This is a genomic window from Pontibacter sp. FD36, from assembly GCF_015686655.1.
Taxonomy (GTDB): domain Bacteria; phylum Bacteroidota; class Bacteroidia; order Cytophagales; family Hymenobacteraceae; genus Pontibacter.
In genome coordinates this window covers 19,918-33,655 of the sequence record NZ_JADPMP010000005.1, presented here as the reverse complement: position 1 = coordinate 33,655, position 13,738 = coordinate 19,918, and the positions used below count along the sequence as shown (strand labels likewise).

Here is a 13,738-nt window from a genome sequence, read left to right as displayed (position 1 = left end):
TAGTATTAAGTTTCAGTAAAAAAAATAAAGGTACCTGCAAAGGTACCTTTTTCTTTATAATGTATAAAGTATCTGCTTAATATTTGCGCGATACTATTGTAGCTTCGAATAGTATATCAGGAGCCTTACTGGGTTTGCTTCATTGTTTGTCACAATGGCACGGTAAGGACGCGTTTCCGGACGAATAGATACGGTTCCGTCTGACTGCGAAGCAGCCGCGACAGCGCCCAGCATCAATCCGTTGTTTTGCTTCAGGCCCATCATCACACCCTGCAGGTAACTGGTCACATTCAGGGTATAATAATCGACGCCATTCTTGCGGCTACTAACCACCAAAGCTGGCACTCGGGTATCCAGTGGATTGACACCATCCTGCTGCACCGCACGTACAGTACCTGTTATGTCTCGCAAAAACTGGTTGGCATTGTTGGTTTCATACAAAGCCAATTGAGGAGGTCTCGGCAGGTTGTTCTCCGAAGAAGCCGCTTTCACAGGTATGATCAGCTCGGCCCGGTTGATGATCAGGGTGCCTGGGATATCCTTGAATTTTTCCAGGTGAGGGATTGTGATCTTACTAAGCAGTTGCGTGCCCGCCTGTATATAAGAATCTCCGCCTGTTTCGCTGGCAGGTACAAAGTCCCCATTCGACTGCAGCTCAGCAACGGCAGTGCCTGTGCGGTCAGATGATATCTGAGTAAAGTAATTGCCTGCGCCCAGCAAAAAGTTATGCTGTCTGGCAGTGCCTTCGGCTGTGGTATAGTGCAGTGTCAGGCTCGTATTAGTGCTACCCAGTGTCAGACCTACTATGCTTGCATTCTCGCCTTCAGGCACTGTTAGTGCAAGACCTCTGAAAAAGTTAGAGAAACCGGCCTGGTCTGCTAAACCCGCCTGGCCTGACTGGGCCATAAACTCGTTTGCCAGCTCGCTACTCAGTTTTATCTTCAGCAGTCTCGTCTTCTTTGTCGTCACATTCTCCGCCCTTTCTGTATCTATGCGAGGCAGAAAAGCTTTCGAACCAACGGGGTTAGAGTCGTAAGCAAAAGGAGTGTTGGTGAAGTAAGAGGTTCTCTCGTCAAAAGCACCTGTCACACGATGCACATTTACCTGCATCGTCTTCAGGGTGTCCGCATACTTAAACGAATAGTCAAGTGTAAGTACCAGCGAGTCTGCTCTGGCACCTGCGCCGAAGTTTAAGCCGGTACCGTTGATTGCCACCTCCGTGATTGTGCTGGCACGCACCTTACCCAACACCGGATCCACATACTGGCCTAGCAAAGGCGGCTGTGAACGGAACGAAAGGATCGAGTCCCCCTGAAACACAGTTCCGGTCCGGATAGTAAGGGTATCAGTAAACTCGGTACCTATCAGGTTTTCGTCCTGTAGTTCGAGTCCGATGTCTTTTGGGTCTTCGCAGGCTGTAAGAGCGGCAAATGAAAAGAAGAATAAGAGTAATCTCCTAACGGCTGAGTTCATTATATAGGTTGAAGTATGAATCACACAGGTTGTCGTCGGCACTAATGGTATTGATGTTCTTGTTTGTCTCAACAAATTCATTGAACAGGGCGCTGATGTTTTCGCCGAAGTTCTCATTTGTCTTGATCACAGAGTCAGCGTACTCCATGCCAACCTTGATAAAGCTGTCCAGGTCCGCTTCCTGCAAAGAGGCCAGCATGCTGTCATCGATATCAAGCATTTTTACTTTCTCGAGCAGGTCGCCGTTAAACTTGTGCTTGTACTCGTGGTTGTAAACCGTAAAGATAGACTTCGAATCCTTAAAGATCGGGTCTTTCTTGTAAGTAGTTTTCAGGTACATTGGAATCAGACCGGTCATCCAGTCGTTGCAATGTACGATATCCGGCTGCCAGCCCAGTTTCTTCACTGTTTCGAGTACACCCTTGCAGAAGAAGATGGCACGCTCGTCATTGTCCTGGTGGAAGTTGTTGTTCTTATCCACAAAAACGGACTTGCGCTGGAAATAGTCTTCGTTATCGATAAAATATACCTGCAGCTTGGCATTTGGGATAGAGGCTACCTTAATAACAAGCGGCTTCTCGTCATCACCCACGGCGATGTTGATGCCTGACAGGCGAACTACCTCATGCAAACGGTTTTTACGCTCGTTTATTATACCGAACTTGGGTACAAAGATGCGGATCTCCATACCTCTCTCCTGCATACTCTGCGGTAGCGTGTTCAGAAATTCTGCTACTTTAGTGGTTTGAAGGAAAGGAAGGATTTCGGTGGCGGCGTACAGGATTCGCAATTTAGACATGAGTATGTAATTAAAATTTAATAAGCAACAGTAATGGGACGTGCAAAATTAGTATTTTTTATTCTAATTTTCAATTTAATGTTCTATAACCTACTTTTGCCGGCTTTCAGCAATTGCATCATTTATACCTATTAATATGGAAGTTATAGAGCAGGTGTCAGCCCTTAGGGCCACTGTGGCGGCGCTGCGTTGCGGCGGCAAGCGCATTGGTTTTGTGCCTACCATGGGCGCCCTGCACGAAGGGCACCTGCAGCTGTTGCGCGCCTCGGCACGCGAGAATGACGTGACGATCTGTAGTGTGTTTGTGAATCCGACTCAATTCAATAGCGCCTCTGATTATAAGCTATACCCCCGCACACTCGAGCAGGATATCAGCCTGCTGCAAAGCGTTGGCTGCGACTACCTGTTCGCCCCCAGTGCGGAGGAGATATATCCACAACAGTCTGTGCTGCAGTTTAGTTTCGGAATACTCGAAGCGGTGATGGAGGGCGCACATCGCCCGGGGCACTTCAACGGAGTGGCGACTGTGGTAAGCAAACTTTTCCATATCGTGCAGCCACACAAGGCGTATTTCGGGCAAAAGGATTTGCAGCAGGTGGCCATTGTGCGACAGCTGGTGCGTGCCCTGAGCTTTGACCTGGAGCTGGTGTGCTATCCGACCGTGCGCGAAGCCGACGGATTGGCCATGTCCTCACGCAACAAGCGCCTGAGCGATACCCAACGCCAACAGGCACCGCAGCTTTACAAAGCACTGCAAATGGCCGCAGCCGATCTGAAGCAGAAGCCAGTGGCAGTCATCAGGAGCGAGGTAGCGCACCAGCTGCAGCAGGTAGAAGAGCTTGAGCTGGAGTACTTCGAAATAGTGGACAGTCTTACCCTGCAGCCGCTCCAGGACATAAGCGGTCAAGAAGAAGTGGCGCTTTGCATTGCCGCTTTTGTGGGGGAGGTGCGGCTGATCGACAACATGCTCGTGAATCTAAAGGAGGGCTGATTTGTTTGGGATTGTAAAGGCTTAAGAAGATGCTAAGACGCTGGTAGTTTATCTGCAGCTAAATGCATAACTTTGCGGCCTATTACAGAAATAAACCATGTATATTGAGGTTTTAAAATCCAAAATTCACCGTTGCCGGGTTACACAGGCTGAGTTGCACTATGTGGGAAGCATCACCATTGATGAAGACCTGATGGATGCCGCCAACGTGGTGGAGAATGAGAAAGTACAGATCGTCAACATCAACAACGGAGAGCGCTTCGAGACTTATGTAATTAAGGGTGAGCGCGGTACCGGCACGGTATGCCTGAACGGTCCGGCCGCTCGCAAAGTGCAGGTAGGTGACATCGTGATCGTGATCTCTTACTGCTCCATCAAGTTCGAAGACGCAAAGAACCACCAGCCGACGCTCGTGTTCCCGGATCAGCACAACCGACTGGTGTAACGCCATTGCATGAGAAAACTGCTCTCTTTACTGAAGTACAGCCTGCTTCTGGGGCTTTCTGCATTTCTGATGTGGTATGCCCTCAAAGAGCTTGACTTCGAAAAACTATGGGCAGAGTTGCAGAATATCAGTTATGGGTGGCTGGTGCTGTCAGTCCTGATGGGCATCGCAGCTTACCTGAGCCGGGCATACCGCTGGCACATGCAAATACGGCCGACAGGCTATACCCCCTCCTTTAAAAATACCTACAATGCCATGATGGTAGGCTACCTGGCTAACCTCGTGCTGCCCCGCATGGGAGAGGTAGTGCGCTGCAGCATGCTCCGTCGCAGCAATGGCATCCCTGTCAATACAGCCTTTGGCACAGTCATCGCAGAGCGCATCATCGACATGGTCATGCTGCTTCTGTTTCTGGGGCTCACCTTTATGCTGGAGGTAAACCGCCTCCGCGATTTTCTTTTTGGTCTTTTCACAGATAAGTACGCCAGCCTGGAGCAAAGCTTCGGGTCGCTATACCTGCTGGTTGTGCTGCTAATGGTAGTTGGCGCCGTGTTTCTGGTGCTGGTGTTGCTATACCTGAACAAGCTGCGTCAGAACGCCTTTTTCAAAAAAGCGGTGACCTTCGTGCGCGGGATGCTGCAGGGCGTATTCAGCATCACTAAAATTGAAAACCAGGCCGCCTTTTGGGGGCATACCCTGTTTGTGTGGGCCATGTACTATGGCATGAGCCTTGTGGTGTTCTATGCTATACCTGCCACTTCCGGCCTGACGCCAGTAGCCGGCCTGTCGGTGCTCGTGATCGGTACTTTAGGTATGGCGGCGCCTGTGCAGGGGGGAGTAGGGGTATACCACCTGCTGGTACAGACCGTGCTACTGCTCTACGGTATACCCAAAGAGGCTGGGATGGCCTACGCCTTAGTGGCCCATACTTCGCAAACGCTTTTGGTAGTTGCCATGGGAGTGTTTAGCTTTATAGCAGGAATGTTGCATAAGCCTGCCGCAGTGGAAGAGCACACGCAGGCAAACCCACCTATACATGAATTCGAAAGATAAAATCCTATCCTTGCCTGACCTGCAGGAGCTTGTGCAGGCATGGCGCAGTGAGGGGCAGCAGATTGTTTTTACCAACGGCTGCTTCGATATCCTGCATCTCGGACACGTCGACTACCTCGAAAAAGCACGACAACTTGGCGATAAATTGGTGCTTGGTCTTAACACAGATGCGTCAATAAGCCGTATAAAAGGTCCAAGCCGCCCACTTCAGGACGAAATGTCACGTGCTCGCGTCATGGCATCCCTTTTGTTTGTGGATGCCGTAGTATTCTTCGATGAAGATACACCGCTCGAACTGATCAAGGCTGTGCAGCCGGACATACTGGTGAAGGGCGATGATTACACCATCGAAAATATTGTGGGGCAGGATGTCGTTACAGCACGTGGGGGCGAGGTGAAAACCGTGCCGCTCGTGAAAGGCTACTCCACCACAAACATTGTTAGAAAAATAGAAAACCAACAAAGTTCATAAAGTTAAAATAGACCAATGGGAATATATGTGATTGTTATTCTCTTCATGGGCCTCAGCATGTGGGTAAGCTGGAGACTGAAGAGCAAGTTTAAGAAGTACTCCGAAATTCCGTTGCAATCTGGCTACACCGGCCGTGAGATTGCCGAAATGATGCTGGCCGATAACGGCATACATGATGTAAAAGTAATATCGGTAGCTGGCCGCCTGACGGACCACTACAACCCAGCTGACAAGACCGTAAACCTGAGCGAGTATGTGTACGAGGCACGCAGTGCGGCAGCGGCAGCTGTGGCAGCGCACGAATGCGGGCACGCCGTGCAGCACGCCAGAGCGTATAGCTTCCTAAAGTTCCGCTCGGCCATGGTGCCGGCGCTGAGCATTGCCTCACGCTACATGCAGTGGATCATCCTGATCGGTATTTTCATGCTGCAGACTACTCCTGTGCCGTTGGCGATTGGTGTGGCGCTGTTTGGCTTGACCACCATTTTCAGTTTTGTAACACTGCCTGTTGAGTTTGATGCGAGTAAGCGGGCGCTGGCCTGGATCAGCTCCAACAATATTGTAACACAGCAGGAGCTGGCCATGTCGAAAGACGCGTTGAAGTGGGCTGCCATGACCTATGTGGTCGCAGCACTTGGCTCGTTGGCTACACTGCTTTACTATGTGTCACTGCTTATGGGCCGTCGGGACTAAGCTGATCATGGTGCAACTTCGATAGCAGATAACACGCCATCCGTTCTTTCAGAGCAGATGGCGTTTCTGTTTTATTGCACTGAATTTATCTACTGCCTAACAAATATTAGTTAGGAGGGTTATACAAATATTACCAAATTTCATAGTTTTGTACTATAATCCATTAATTACAGTCCTTTTATATATAAAAGCATGAATTTTCAATTAACTGAAGAACATTTGGCAGTGCAGGCTGCCGCCCGTGAGTTTGCACAAACAGAGTTACTGCCCGGTGTAATTGAGCGCGATGAGCACCAGAAGTTCCCGGCTGAGCAGATCAAGAAGATGGGAGAGCTTGGCTTCCTGGGTATGATGGTTGATCCGAAGTACAACGGCGGTGGTATGGATACCATCTCTTATGTATTGGCTATGGAAGAGATCTCCAAAGTGGATGCTTCTGCTTCCGTAGTAATGTCGGTGAACAACTCACTTGTATGCTGGGGCCTTGAGAAATATGGTAACGAAGAGCAAAAGCAGAAATACCTGACGAAGCTTGCGACTGGCGAGATCATCGGCGCGTTCTGCCTTTCTGAGCCGGAGGCTGGTTCTGACGCTACGTCACAACGCACCACCGCTGAAGACAAAGGCGACTATTACCTGCTGAATGGCACTAAAAACTGGATCACAAACGGCAGCACAGCCTCCGTATACCTGGTGATTGCCCAGACAGATCCAGAGAAGAAGCACCGTGGTATCAACGCATTTATTGTTGAGCGTGGCATGGAAGGTTTCCAGATTGGTCCGAAAGAGAACAAGCTGGGTATCCGTGGCTCTGATACACACTCTTTGATGTTCACTGACGTAAAAGTACCTAAGGAGAACCGCATCGGTGAAGACGGCTTCGGCTTTAAGTTTGCGATGTCTACTCTGGCAGGTGGCCGTATAGGTATAGCTGCACAGGCGTTAGGTATAGCCTCTGGCGCATACGAGCTGGCGGTGAAGTACTCTAAGGAGCGTAAGGCATTTGGTGTGGAGATTGCGAAGCACCAGGCAATCCAGTTCAAGCTGGCTGACATGGCTACGAACATCGAAGCTGCCCGCATGCTGTGTTTGAAGGCCGCTTACCACAAAGACACGCATCAGGATTATGGCATGTCCGGTGCAATGGCGAAGCTTTTCGCTTCTAAAGTAGCCATGGACACAACGGTAGAAGCAGTGCAAGTACATGGCGGTTACGGTTTCGTGAAAGAGTACCATGTAGAGCGTTTGATGCGCGATGCCAAAATCACACAAATCTACGAAGGCACTTCTGAGATCCAGAAAATAGTAATTTCAAGAGAATTGTTAAAGTAATTTGGCACTTAAACCTTTGTTATTGTGTTATTTAGGCTAAGGATAGGGTTTATTGAATTAAAATTAAATATTTAAAATATTTTGAATTTTATAAAGATTAGCCTAGCTTTAGGACAAAATAAAAGGGTTTATAGTATAAAAGTTAGTTGGTAACACACATGGAAGATTACAATAAGATTATTGAGTCGCTTGGGGTGCGGTTCATTAAAGCGAAAAATCTGGTGTTGCAGCAGCCGTTCTCGGTACGCAACTACTACGACGTAGGCAACAACCTGATTCTGCTTCATAAAGGTACAATTTTCTTTGGTGAGGAGGAACAGATGGTAGAAGAGGGCGAACTGCTCTTTATACCGGGTGGACGTAGCACAAAGGTAACCTATGGTTCCGGCGATGGCAGATCCATTACAAACGATGACCTGATCACCAACAGAGAGAAGTTCTTTAAGAGCAACAACGACCTCGACCTGATCGGCGACGCGGAAGAGAGCCACAGCTATGTGAGCTTCGAAGCAAAAGTATTCGATTCAGTTAACTTCTTTGCATCACTTGACCTGCCTGCCTTCCTGATCTCAGGAAACAACAAGCTGGCTAACCTGGTGATCAAGGTAGTGGAAGAAAGCATGCAGGACCTGCCAGGCAAGGAGCGTCTGATCAGCATCTACACCGAGAACATCGTGGTAGAGATCGTGCGTCACATCCTGCGCAACAAGATGTTTGTAGAGCAGCTTGCTACGAACAGCACCTACTTCAAAGACCCTCGCCTCATCGACCTGTTCAACTACATCAAGGAGAACCTGGGCGGCGACCTGTCTAACAAAGTGCTTTCTAACGTGGCCAACGTATCTGAAGATTATGTAGGCCAGTATTTCAAAATGCTGACAGGCATCAACCCTCAGGATTACATTGAGTACCAGCGCATGGAGCGTGCTGTGTTCCTGCTTCGCACGACGAAGAAGAGCATTCGCGAAATCGGTAAGGATGTAGGCTACAAAGATACAGCTTACTTCTGCCGTCGCTTCAAGATGATGTTTGGTATACCTGCCGGTAAGATGCGCCGTCGTGAATCAGCGATGAACATCTAAGGCTAGATTATAAGAAGCAATAGTGTGAGAAACCTCGGCCAAAAAGCCGGGGTTTTTTTCTATGTGGTTACCTACCACAATGACGTCGGCGCCAGCCTCCAGTGCTGCTTTTGCCTTAGCCGCCGTATTGATGCCTCCTCCCACTATTATTGGAACCTCCACCGACTGGCGAACCGCCTTAATCATGTCTGCGCTGATAGGCTGCATAGCGCCGCTGCCTCCGTCGAGGTAGATGTAGCGCAGGCCCAGCAGCTCGCCGGCCATGGCAGTGCAGGCGGCAATAGCTGGCTTGTCATAAGGTATAGGGGTGGTGCCACTCATGTAAGAAGCAGTGGTTTGACGGCCAGTGTCTACGAGCATGTAGCCGGTGGGGTATACCTGTAGCTCGCTGGCTTTGAGAATGGGAGCCGAAAGCACATGCTGGCCGATCAAAAAGTCTGGGTTGCGGCCGGAAATAAGGGACAGTAGCAAAATGCCGTCGGCTTGCTTGTCGATGTGCAGGCTGTTGCTCGGGAAGAGAATGACAGGTATAGAACTGTTCTCTTTGATAAGTTTGATGATGGCGGCCTGATTATCGGTGGTGATGAGGCTGCCGCCTACAAAGAAAAAATCTACTTGGTGTGTTTCGCTCAGAGAGAGCAGGTTCAGGCAGGAAGCTTCGTCCAGGTTATCGGGGTCAATCAGGACGGCAAAGTGCTTTCTGCCTGACTCATGCTGCTGTCTGTTACAAAGGTTGTTGAATGGCATCCTCTTCTGGAATGGTATAAGCAATGGTTTCTACTTCAGTCACCTCAACAGGTGCTGCTGCAATATCGCTATTTTTAGAAACAGTGCTTAAGTATTCCTCCACCTTTTTAGTAAGGTATACAAGGAGCAGGGCCATAACCTGTTGACTGATCACCTGCATCAGTTCAGAGTTCACAAAGCTTTTGGACACGCCGGTTTGCTGCTGCGATTTGTGTGGCATGCGCTCTGATGACAAGGTATAGTCGTCCTCTTGTTCATGTACAAAGGAGTTGTAACCTGCCACATCTGCATTTCTTACGGTGTAGCTATCCTCCTGGTCGTGCGCATACTTGTTGAAGCCAAGCGCATCCGTCTCCTTGCTGTGGGACTTCGAACTCTTTAGAGCCTTCTTGTTCTTCAGCTTTTTAATTTTTTTTTTACCGCCGCTGAACATGCTCTTCAGCAGGAGTCCAGCTACCAGCACACCGCCTGCAATGGCGACTTTTTTGCCCATCTGCTGGCCCTGTGTCTTTATCTGATCCACATCACCCATAAGCGCATTTTTGTATTCTTCTTTTTGACGCTCAAGAAGTTCACGCTCGTTATCGAACAGGGGGTTGTTAGTCTCGCTCATACTTGTTTCTCTCTTTTGTCTGTTTTGTATATCGTATTATCAAAGGCTTTGTCAGCCATGCCTTGAAACACTTTCTTGTCGAGACCAACAAGCAGCACCACCAGCACGATCACATAGAATAGTGCGATAATGCCGAAGCCCCAGAAAGAGCTGTCAAGCAGGTGGTTGAGCAGAAGGCCCAGAAAGATGCTAACAAAAAGGAAGCTCATCAGGCCAAAAAAGGCCAGCAAGGCACCATGTACCGCGCTTACAAAAGCAGCTTTTAGCTTTTCCTGTATTTCCAGACGTATAATGTCTATGCGGGTATCAATATACCCCATTAAGTTATCAATGAGGTTATTACTTTTCTCTCTTGTGCCGTTGTCATTCATAGTGCCCAGCTTTTTTAGTGCTTTTTCTGTATACGCTATTAGATTAAAAAATTTGCGGAAGATATAACCAGTTAAAGTTGTAGTACGGAATTTGCTGTATCTTGTCCGTGTTTACTTAACTTAAGTATCACTTTTTTGTTACATTAGTCTCTTTGGAGCATAACCTATATAGCACATTAGGCGTGAGTCCTACGGCCTCGGCGCAGGAGATCAAGTTGGCTTACAAGCGGCTGGCTTTGAAGTATCATCCTGACCGTAACCCAGGCGACGCGCGAGCGGAGGAATTGTTCAAGGTCGTTAACGCTGCTTATCAGACCCTGTCCGATCCCCAAAAGCGCGTGCGCTATGATTTGCGTCTGCAGTACCTGCGCGAACAGCGGCAGGCCATACGGCAGCATCAGCCGCACCATAATCCCCGCTACCGGCAAACCCGGCCACCGGCCCCGGTTTCAGAGCGTCACTATCAAAATATACCTCGCCGCGAAGGTCGCCGTTTTGTACGCAAGGACCTGTACATCACACTCGGCTTTTTCGCTTTCATGTTCGTGTTCAGCGTGCTGCTGAAGTCTACCATGGACTACATCACGGGCGAAGACAGGTATAAGACCGCACTCAGCTACATTGAACACGGCAAGTATAGCAGTGCACATAGCTTGCTCACCGATGCGATCTATTTCCGGCCAAAGCACTCTGACGCCTATCTCACAAGAGCGAGTATCTCGATGAACGTGTATGAGAATTACCGCTCGGCTGTGGAGGACCTGAATCAGGTGATTGCTTTGCAGGACAGACCTTCTGGAGAAGTGTTTATGTTGCGGGGCAAGTGCCTGGCCAAGCTGGAGAAGTACCAGGAGGCCGAAAGGGATTTTGGTATAGCGCTCACGCTTGACAGCACATTGCACACTGCGCAGTTAGACAGGGGAGAGGTGCGCTTGTTTTACCTACAGAAGTTTGAGCCTGCCATAGCCGATTTTACCAGCTTTCTGCGTCATACATCCAAAGGTGAGTCCTGGGCAAATGCCTTGACTTTCCGGGGCTTCGGGTATTACAAAACAGGCGAATATGCCGCCTCGGAGGCAGACTACCGGCAGGTGCTGCAGGCTGATAACGCCAATGGTCGGGTATATTACCTGCTTGGCCGCACGGAACTCGAACAGGCACAGCCTGACTCTGCCTGTGCTCACTTCAGAGAAGCTTACCGTCTGGGCTACTCAGCTGCAGTGCTGGAGCTGCGGGCTAACTGTCGCTAAAAGTATTTGAGCAAGCGCTTCTGCATGCGATCACTGTCCCAAGACTGAGCACCCAGGTAAATTTCCTTCACATCGCCGCTCGGGTTCAGCACATAAGTAGTAGGGTATACTGTCAGTTGCTGGTTAGCCAGTGGGGTATTGGCTTTGAGGTAGGTGAAGCTATAGGGCTGGCGGCTTCTGAATTTCAGGATTTTCTCCAACTCCTCGTCTGATATCGTAACGACGGCTATCTTGTCAGGATGTAGCTGTTGCAGGCGATCCATGGCGGGCATCTCTTCGATGCAGGGCTTGCACCAGGTCGCCCACACGTTCAACACGACCACTCTTCCTTTATACTTGTCAATAGAAATGGGTTCGCCCTGCAGGCTTGTAAGTTGAAGTGCCTGCCAGTTCACACGCTGCGGAACCGTTTGGTTAAGCATATAAAAGGCAAACACGGCAATAACGCCCGCTACGGCAAAACCAACGGCATAAGCAGTCCAGAATATTTTTCGTCGGGTCATATGCTAAAACTGTATGTTTTGGATGAAAAACATATAGATAAGAGCCAATACAAGCACAGTACCGATACCGGCAGCCATGCCCGCAAAAATAGCGCTCCAGAAAATTCTTTTCATGATGGCAATAAGTGTTGTAACAGCTAAGGTACTAAAATGCAGGAAGAATTATAACCTGAAAATAATTTAGACAACCAGCGGCTTATTATGAAGTATAGTAGGGCAGCAGAAAGGAGAAGGGTATAAAAACAAAAAACCCTTACCGGTTAGGGTAAGGGTTTAAGCTGGTGGTGATGATTGGAATCGAACCAACGACACATGGATTTTCAGTCCATTGCTCTACCAACTGAGCTACATCACCAGCTCCATTGTGACCCCCTCTTCCGAAAGGGTATGCAAAAGTAGTAACCAAAATCGAAGACGCAAACTTTCAGGCAAAAATATTTTAAAAAAGTGGCCTTGTATACGTTTATTCTCACTATTCTGCTATCTTTATCTACGAATTGGTATGTATAACGAATAATTCACCGTGATTCAACTCGAGAACATTATCTTCCTGATTGTAGCAGGCCTGGGCATTGGCCTGTTTGTGTGGCAGATCCGCAAGATTCGCAAGAACATTCTGATGGGCCGTGACGTCGATCTGACGGATAACCCATCGGAGCGTATCAACAAAACCTTACTGGTGGCCTTCGGGCAGCAGAAGATGTTCAAGCGTATGCTACCGGCCGTGCTACACCTGTTCGTGTATGTGGGCTTTCTGGTGATCAACATTGAGGTGATCGAGATCCTGATCGATGGAGTGTTTGCCACGCACCGCGTACTGGCTTTCCTCGGACCTGTTTACAGCGCCTTGATGTTCATTAATGAAATACTGGCTGCGCTGGTGATCATCGCCTGCGTGATCTTCCTCTGGAGACGTAACGTGACTAATGTGCCGCGCCTGGCAAGTGGCGTAGAGATGCGCGCCTGGCCAAAGCTGGACGCCAACTTTATCCTGATCACCGAGATCGTGCTGATGTTTGCCTTGTTTGCTTTCAACATTGCTGGTCTGAAGCTGGTGCAGATGGAAGGCGGCGAAGTGGCCGGCAGCTATCCGGTCAGCCAGATGTTCGTGAATATCTTTGGCGACAACCCGACCAGCCTGCATATCATAGAGCGCGTAGGGTGGTGGTTCCACATTATCGGTATTCTGGCTTTCATGAACTACCTGCCGAGCTCGAAGCACTTCCATATCATCATGGCCTTCCCGAACGTGTATTACTCTAAGCTATTGCCGAAGGGTAAATTCACGACAAACCCGGCCATCACGCATGAAATCAAGGCCATGCTGGATCCAAGCTACCAGCCGCCGGCGCCGGAAATGGACGCTGAAGGTAACCCGATCGTGCAGCGCTTCGGTGCCAAAGATGTGGAAGACCTGACCTGGAAACAGCTGATGGACTCCTATACCTGTACCGAGTGCGGTCGTTGTACCTCTGTGTGCCCGGCCAACATCACAGGCAAGCTCCTGTCGCCACGTAAGATCGTGATGGACACCCGCGACCGCATGGAGGAGAAAGGGGAGCACCCAGCCATCTTTGCGCCGAACCATTACAAAGAGTTGGGCGTGGAGCGTGTGCAAACGACTGACGAGAAAACTCTGCTACGTGGCTACATCACCCCAGAAGAACTGTGGGCGTGTACTACCTGCAACGCCTGTGTAGAGTCCTGCCCTGTGAACATCGACCAGTTGTCTACAATCATGGACCTGCGCCGCTACCTGGTGCTCGAAGAGTCTGCAGCACCAGCCTCGGTAAACGCCATGTTCACCAACATCGAAAACAACGGCGCACCATGGGCCTTCTCGCCGTCCGACCGCTTCAACTGGGCCGAGGACCTGTATGTGCCGAGTAAAAATTAATAAAGTAGCATTAGCTA

15 protein-coding genes and 1 tRNA gene are annotated in these 13,738 nt (G+C 49.4%); 9 read left to right on the top strand and 7 right to left on the bottom strand.

Annotation, left to right across the window (positions count from 1 at the left end):
- Nucleotides 1–93: 93 nt before the first annotated feature.
- Nucleotides 94–1,473: a DUF4270 domain-containing protein gene (locus I0P70_RS08040; RefSeq protein ID WP_196116377.1), complete on the bottom strand. Its 1,380-nt coding sequence runs from the start codon at nucleotides 1,471–1,473 to the stop codon at nucleotides 94–96.
- Nucleotides 1,457–2,272, bottom strand: coding sequence for a glycogen/starch synthase (locus tag I0P70_RS08035; protein WP_076421293.1), 816 nt, complete (start codon nucleotides 2,270–2,272; stop codon nucleotides 1,457–1,459). Before I0P70_RS08035 ends, I0P70_RS08040 begins: the two co-directional genes overlap by 17 nt.
- Nucleotides 2,273–2,408: 136 nt before the next feature.
- Between I0P70_RS08035 and panC the strand changes: the two genes are divergently transcribed.
- The 7 genes from panC (at nucleotide 2,409) to I0P70_RS08000 (ending at nucleotide 8,340) form a co-directional block, all read left to right on the top strand.
- Nucleotides 2,409–3,263: a pantoate--beta-alanine ligase gene (panC, locus tag I0P70_RS08030; protein ID WP_196116375.1), complete on the top strand. Its 855-nt coding sequence runs from the start codon at nucleotides 2,409–2,411 to the stop codon at nucleotides 3,261–3,263.
- Nucleotides 3,264–3,360: 97 nt separating this feature from the next.
- Nucleotides 3,361–3,708 carry an aspartate 1-decarboxylase gene (panD, locus tag I0P70_RS08025; protein ID WP_007655433.1) on the top strand — a complete coding sequence of 116 codons (348 nt, stop codon included), beginning with the start codon at nucleotides 3,361–3,363 and terminating at the stop codon, nucleotides 3,706–3,708.
- Between the two features lie 9 nt (nucleotides 3,709–3,717).
- Nucleotides 3,718–4,761: a lysylphosphatidylglycerol synthase transmembrane domain-containing protein gene (locus I0P70_RS08020; protein ID WP_196116373.1), complete on the top strand. Its 1,044-nt coding sequence runs from the start codon at nucleotides 3,718–3,720 to the stop codon at nucleotides 4,759–4,761.
- On the top strand, nucleotides 4,745–5,233 hold the full coding sequence (gene rfaE2, locus I0P70_RS08015) for a D-glycero-beta-D-manno-heptose 1-phosphate adenylyltransferase (protein ID WP_196116362.1): 489 nt from the start codon (nucleotides 4,745–4,747) through the stop codon (nucleotides 5,231–5,233). The genes I0P70_RS08020 and rfaE2 overlap by 17 nt, the downstream gene beginning before the upstream one ends.
- Nucleotides 5,234–5,248: 15 nt before the next feature.
- Nucleotides 5,249–5,926, top strand: a complete 678-nt coding sequence (locus I0P70_RS08010; protein ID WP_007655427.1) for a zinc metallopeptidase — start codon at nucleotides 5,249–5,251, stop codon at nucleotides 5,924–5,926.
- Nucleotides 5,927–6,118: 192 nt separating this feature from the next.
- Nucleotides 6,119–7,258 carry an acyl-CoA dehydrogenase gene (locus I0P70_RS08005; protein ID WP_196116360.1) on the top strand — a complete coding sequence of 380 codons (1,140 nt, stop codon included), beginning with the start codon at nucleotides 6,119–6,121 and terminating at the stop codon, nucleotides 7,256–7,258.
- A gap of 158 nt (nucleotides 7,259–7,416) precedes the next feature.
- Nucleotides 7,417–8,340, top strand: coding sequence for a helix-turn-helix domain-containing protein (locus tag I0P70_RS08000; RefSeq protein WP_076421288.1), 924 nt, complete (start codon nucleotides 7,417–7,419; stop codon nucleotides 8,338–8,340).
- On the opposite strand, the gene I0P70_RS07995 is transcribed toward I0P70_RS08000, so the two are convergent.
- From I0P70_RS07995 to I0P70_RS07985, 3 genes are read right to left on the bottom strand one after another with little or no spacing between them, the layout of a single operon-like run.
- Complete coding sequence (locus I0P70_RS07995; protein ID WP_196116357.1) at nucleotides 8,323–9,087, bottom strand: geranylgeranylglyceryl/heptaprenylglyceryl phosphate synthase; 765 nt, start codon at nucleotides 9,085–9,087, stop codon at nucleotides 8,323–8,325. The genes I0P70_RS08000 and I0P70_RS07995 overlap by 18 nt on opposite strands.
- Nucleotides 9,065–9,700, bottom strand: coding sequence for a hypothetical protein (locus I0P70_RS07990; RefSeq protein ID WP_196116355.1), 636 nt, complete (start codon nucleotides 9,698–9,700; stop codon nucleotides 9,065–9,067). The genes I0P70_RS07995 and I0P70_RS07990 overlap by 23 nt, the downstream gene beginning before the upstream one ends.
- Nucleotides 9,697–10,071 carry a phage holin family protein gene (locus tag I0P70_RS07985; RefSeq protein WP_007653047.1) on the bottom strand — a complete coding sequence of 125 codons (375 nt, stop codon included), beginning with the start codon at nucleotides 10,069–10,071 and terminating at the stop codon, nucleotides 9,697–9,699. Before I0P70_RS07985 ends, I0P70_RS07990 begins: the two co-directional genes overlap by 4 nt.
- Nucleotides 10,072–10,223: 152 nt before the next feature.
- Between I0P70_RS07985 and I0P70_RS07980 the strand changes: the two genes are divergently transcribed.
- Nucleotides 10,224–11,321, top strand: a complete 1,098-nt coding sequence (locus tag I0P70_RS07980; protein ID WP_196116352.1) for a tetratricopeptide repeat protein — start codon at nucleotides 10,224–10,226, stop codon at nucleotides 11,319–11,321.
- Here I0P70_RS07980 and I0P70_RS07975 read toward each other — a convergent pair.
- Nucleotides 11,318–11,824: a TlpA disulfide reductase family protein gene (locus I0P70_RS07975; protein ID WP_196116351.1), complete on the bottom strand. Its 507-nt coding sequence runs from the start codon at nucleotides 11,822–11,824 to the stop codon at nucleotides 11,318–11,320. The two genes, I0P70_RS07980 and I0P70_RS07975, sit on opposite strands and share 4 nt — an antisense overlap.
- 279 nt (nucleotides 11,825–12,103) lie before the next feature.
- A tRNA-Phe gene (locus tag I0P70_RS07970) sits at nucleotides 12,104–12,179 on the bottom strand.
- 168 nt (nucleotides 12,180–12,347) lie between these two features.
- On the opposite strand from I0P70_RS07970, the gene I0P70_RS07965 reads away from it, so the two are divergent.
- Nucleotides 12,348–13,721 (top strand): (Fe-S)-binding protein, encoded by a 1,374-nt coding sequence (locus I0P70_RS07965; RefSeq protein ID WP_196116348.1) that lies wholly within the window; start codon nucleotides 12,348–12,350, stop codon nucleotides 13,719–13,721.
- Nucleotides 13,722–13,738: the final 17 nt, after the last annotated feature.

What these genes read in the sequence shown, in the direction of transcription:
- I0P70_RS08040 (WP_196116377.1), bottom strand. Translation starts at nt 1,473, where the DNA reads ATGAACTCAGCCGTTAGGAGATTACTCTTATTCTTCTTTTCATTTGCC.
- panD (WP_007655433.1), top strand. Translation starts at nt 3,361, where the DNA reads ATGTATATTGAGGTTTTAAAATCCAAAATTCACCGTTGCCGGGTTACA.
- I0P70_RS08010 (WP_007655427.1), top strand. Translation starts at nt 5,249, where the DNA reads ATGGGAATATATGTGATTGTTATTCTCTTCATGGGCCTCAGCATGTGG.
- I0P70_RS07990 (WP_196116355.1), bottom strand. Translation starts at nt 9,700, where the DNA reads ATGAGCGAGACTAACAACCCCCTGTTCGATAACGAGCGTGAACTTCTT.
- panC (WP_196116375.1), top strand. Translation starts at nt 2,409, where the DNA reads ATGGAAGTTATAGAGCAGGTGTCAGCCCTTAGGGCCACTGTGGCGGCG.
- I0P70_RS07975 (WP_196116351.1), bottom strand. Translation starts at nt 11,824, where the DNA reads ATGACCCGACGAAAAATATTCTGGACTGCTTATGCCGTTGGTTTTGCC.
- I0P70_RS08000 (WP_076421288.1), top strand. Translation starts at nt 7,417, where the DNA reads ATGGAAGATTACAATAAGATTATTGAGTCGCTTGGGGTGCGGTTCATT.
- I0P70_RS08005 (WP_196116360.1), top strand. Translation starts at nt 6,119, where the DNA reads ATGAATTTTCAATTAACTGAAGAACATTTGGCAGTGCAGGCTGCCGCC.
- I0P70_RS07985 (WP_007653047.1), bottom strand. Translation starts at nt 10,071, where the DNA reads ATGAATGACAACGGCACAAGAGAGAAAAGTAATAACCTCATTGATAAC.
- I0P70_RS08020 (WP_196116373.1), top strand. Translation starts at nt 3,718, where the DNA reads ATGAGAAAACTGCTCTCTTTACTGAAGTACAGCCTGCTTCTGGGGCTT.
- rfaE2 (WP_196116362.1), top strand. Translation starts at nt 4,745, where the DNA reads ATGAATTCGAAAGATAAAATCCTATCCTTGCCTGACCTGCAGGAGCTT.
- I0P70_RS07995 (WP_196116357.1), bottom strand. Translation starts at nt 9,087, where the DNA reads ATGCCATTCAACAACCTTTGTAACAGACAGCAGCATGAGTCAGGCAGA.
- I0P70_RS08035 (WP_076421293.1), bottom strand. Translation starts at nt 2,272, where the DNA reads ATGTCTAAATTGCGAATCCTGTACGCCGCCACCGAAATCCTTCCTTTC.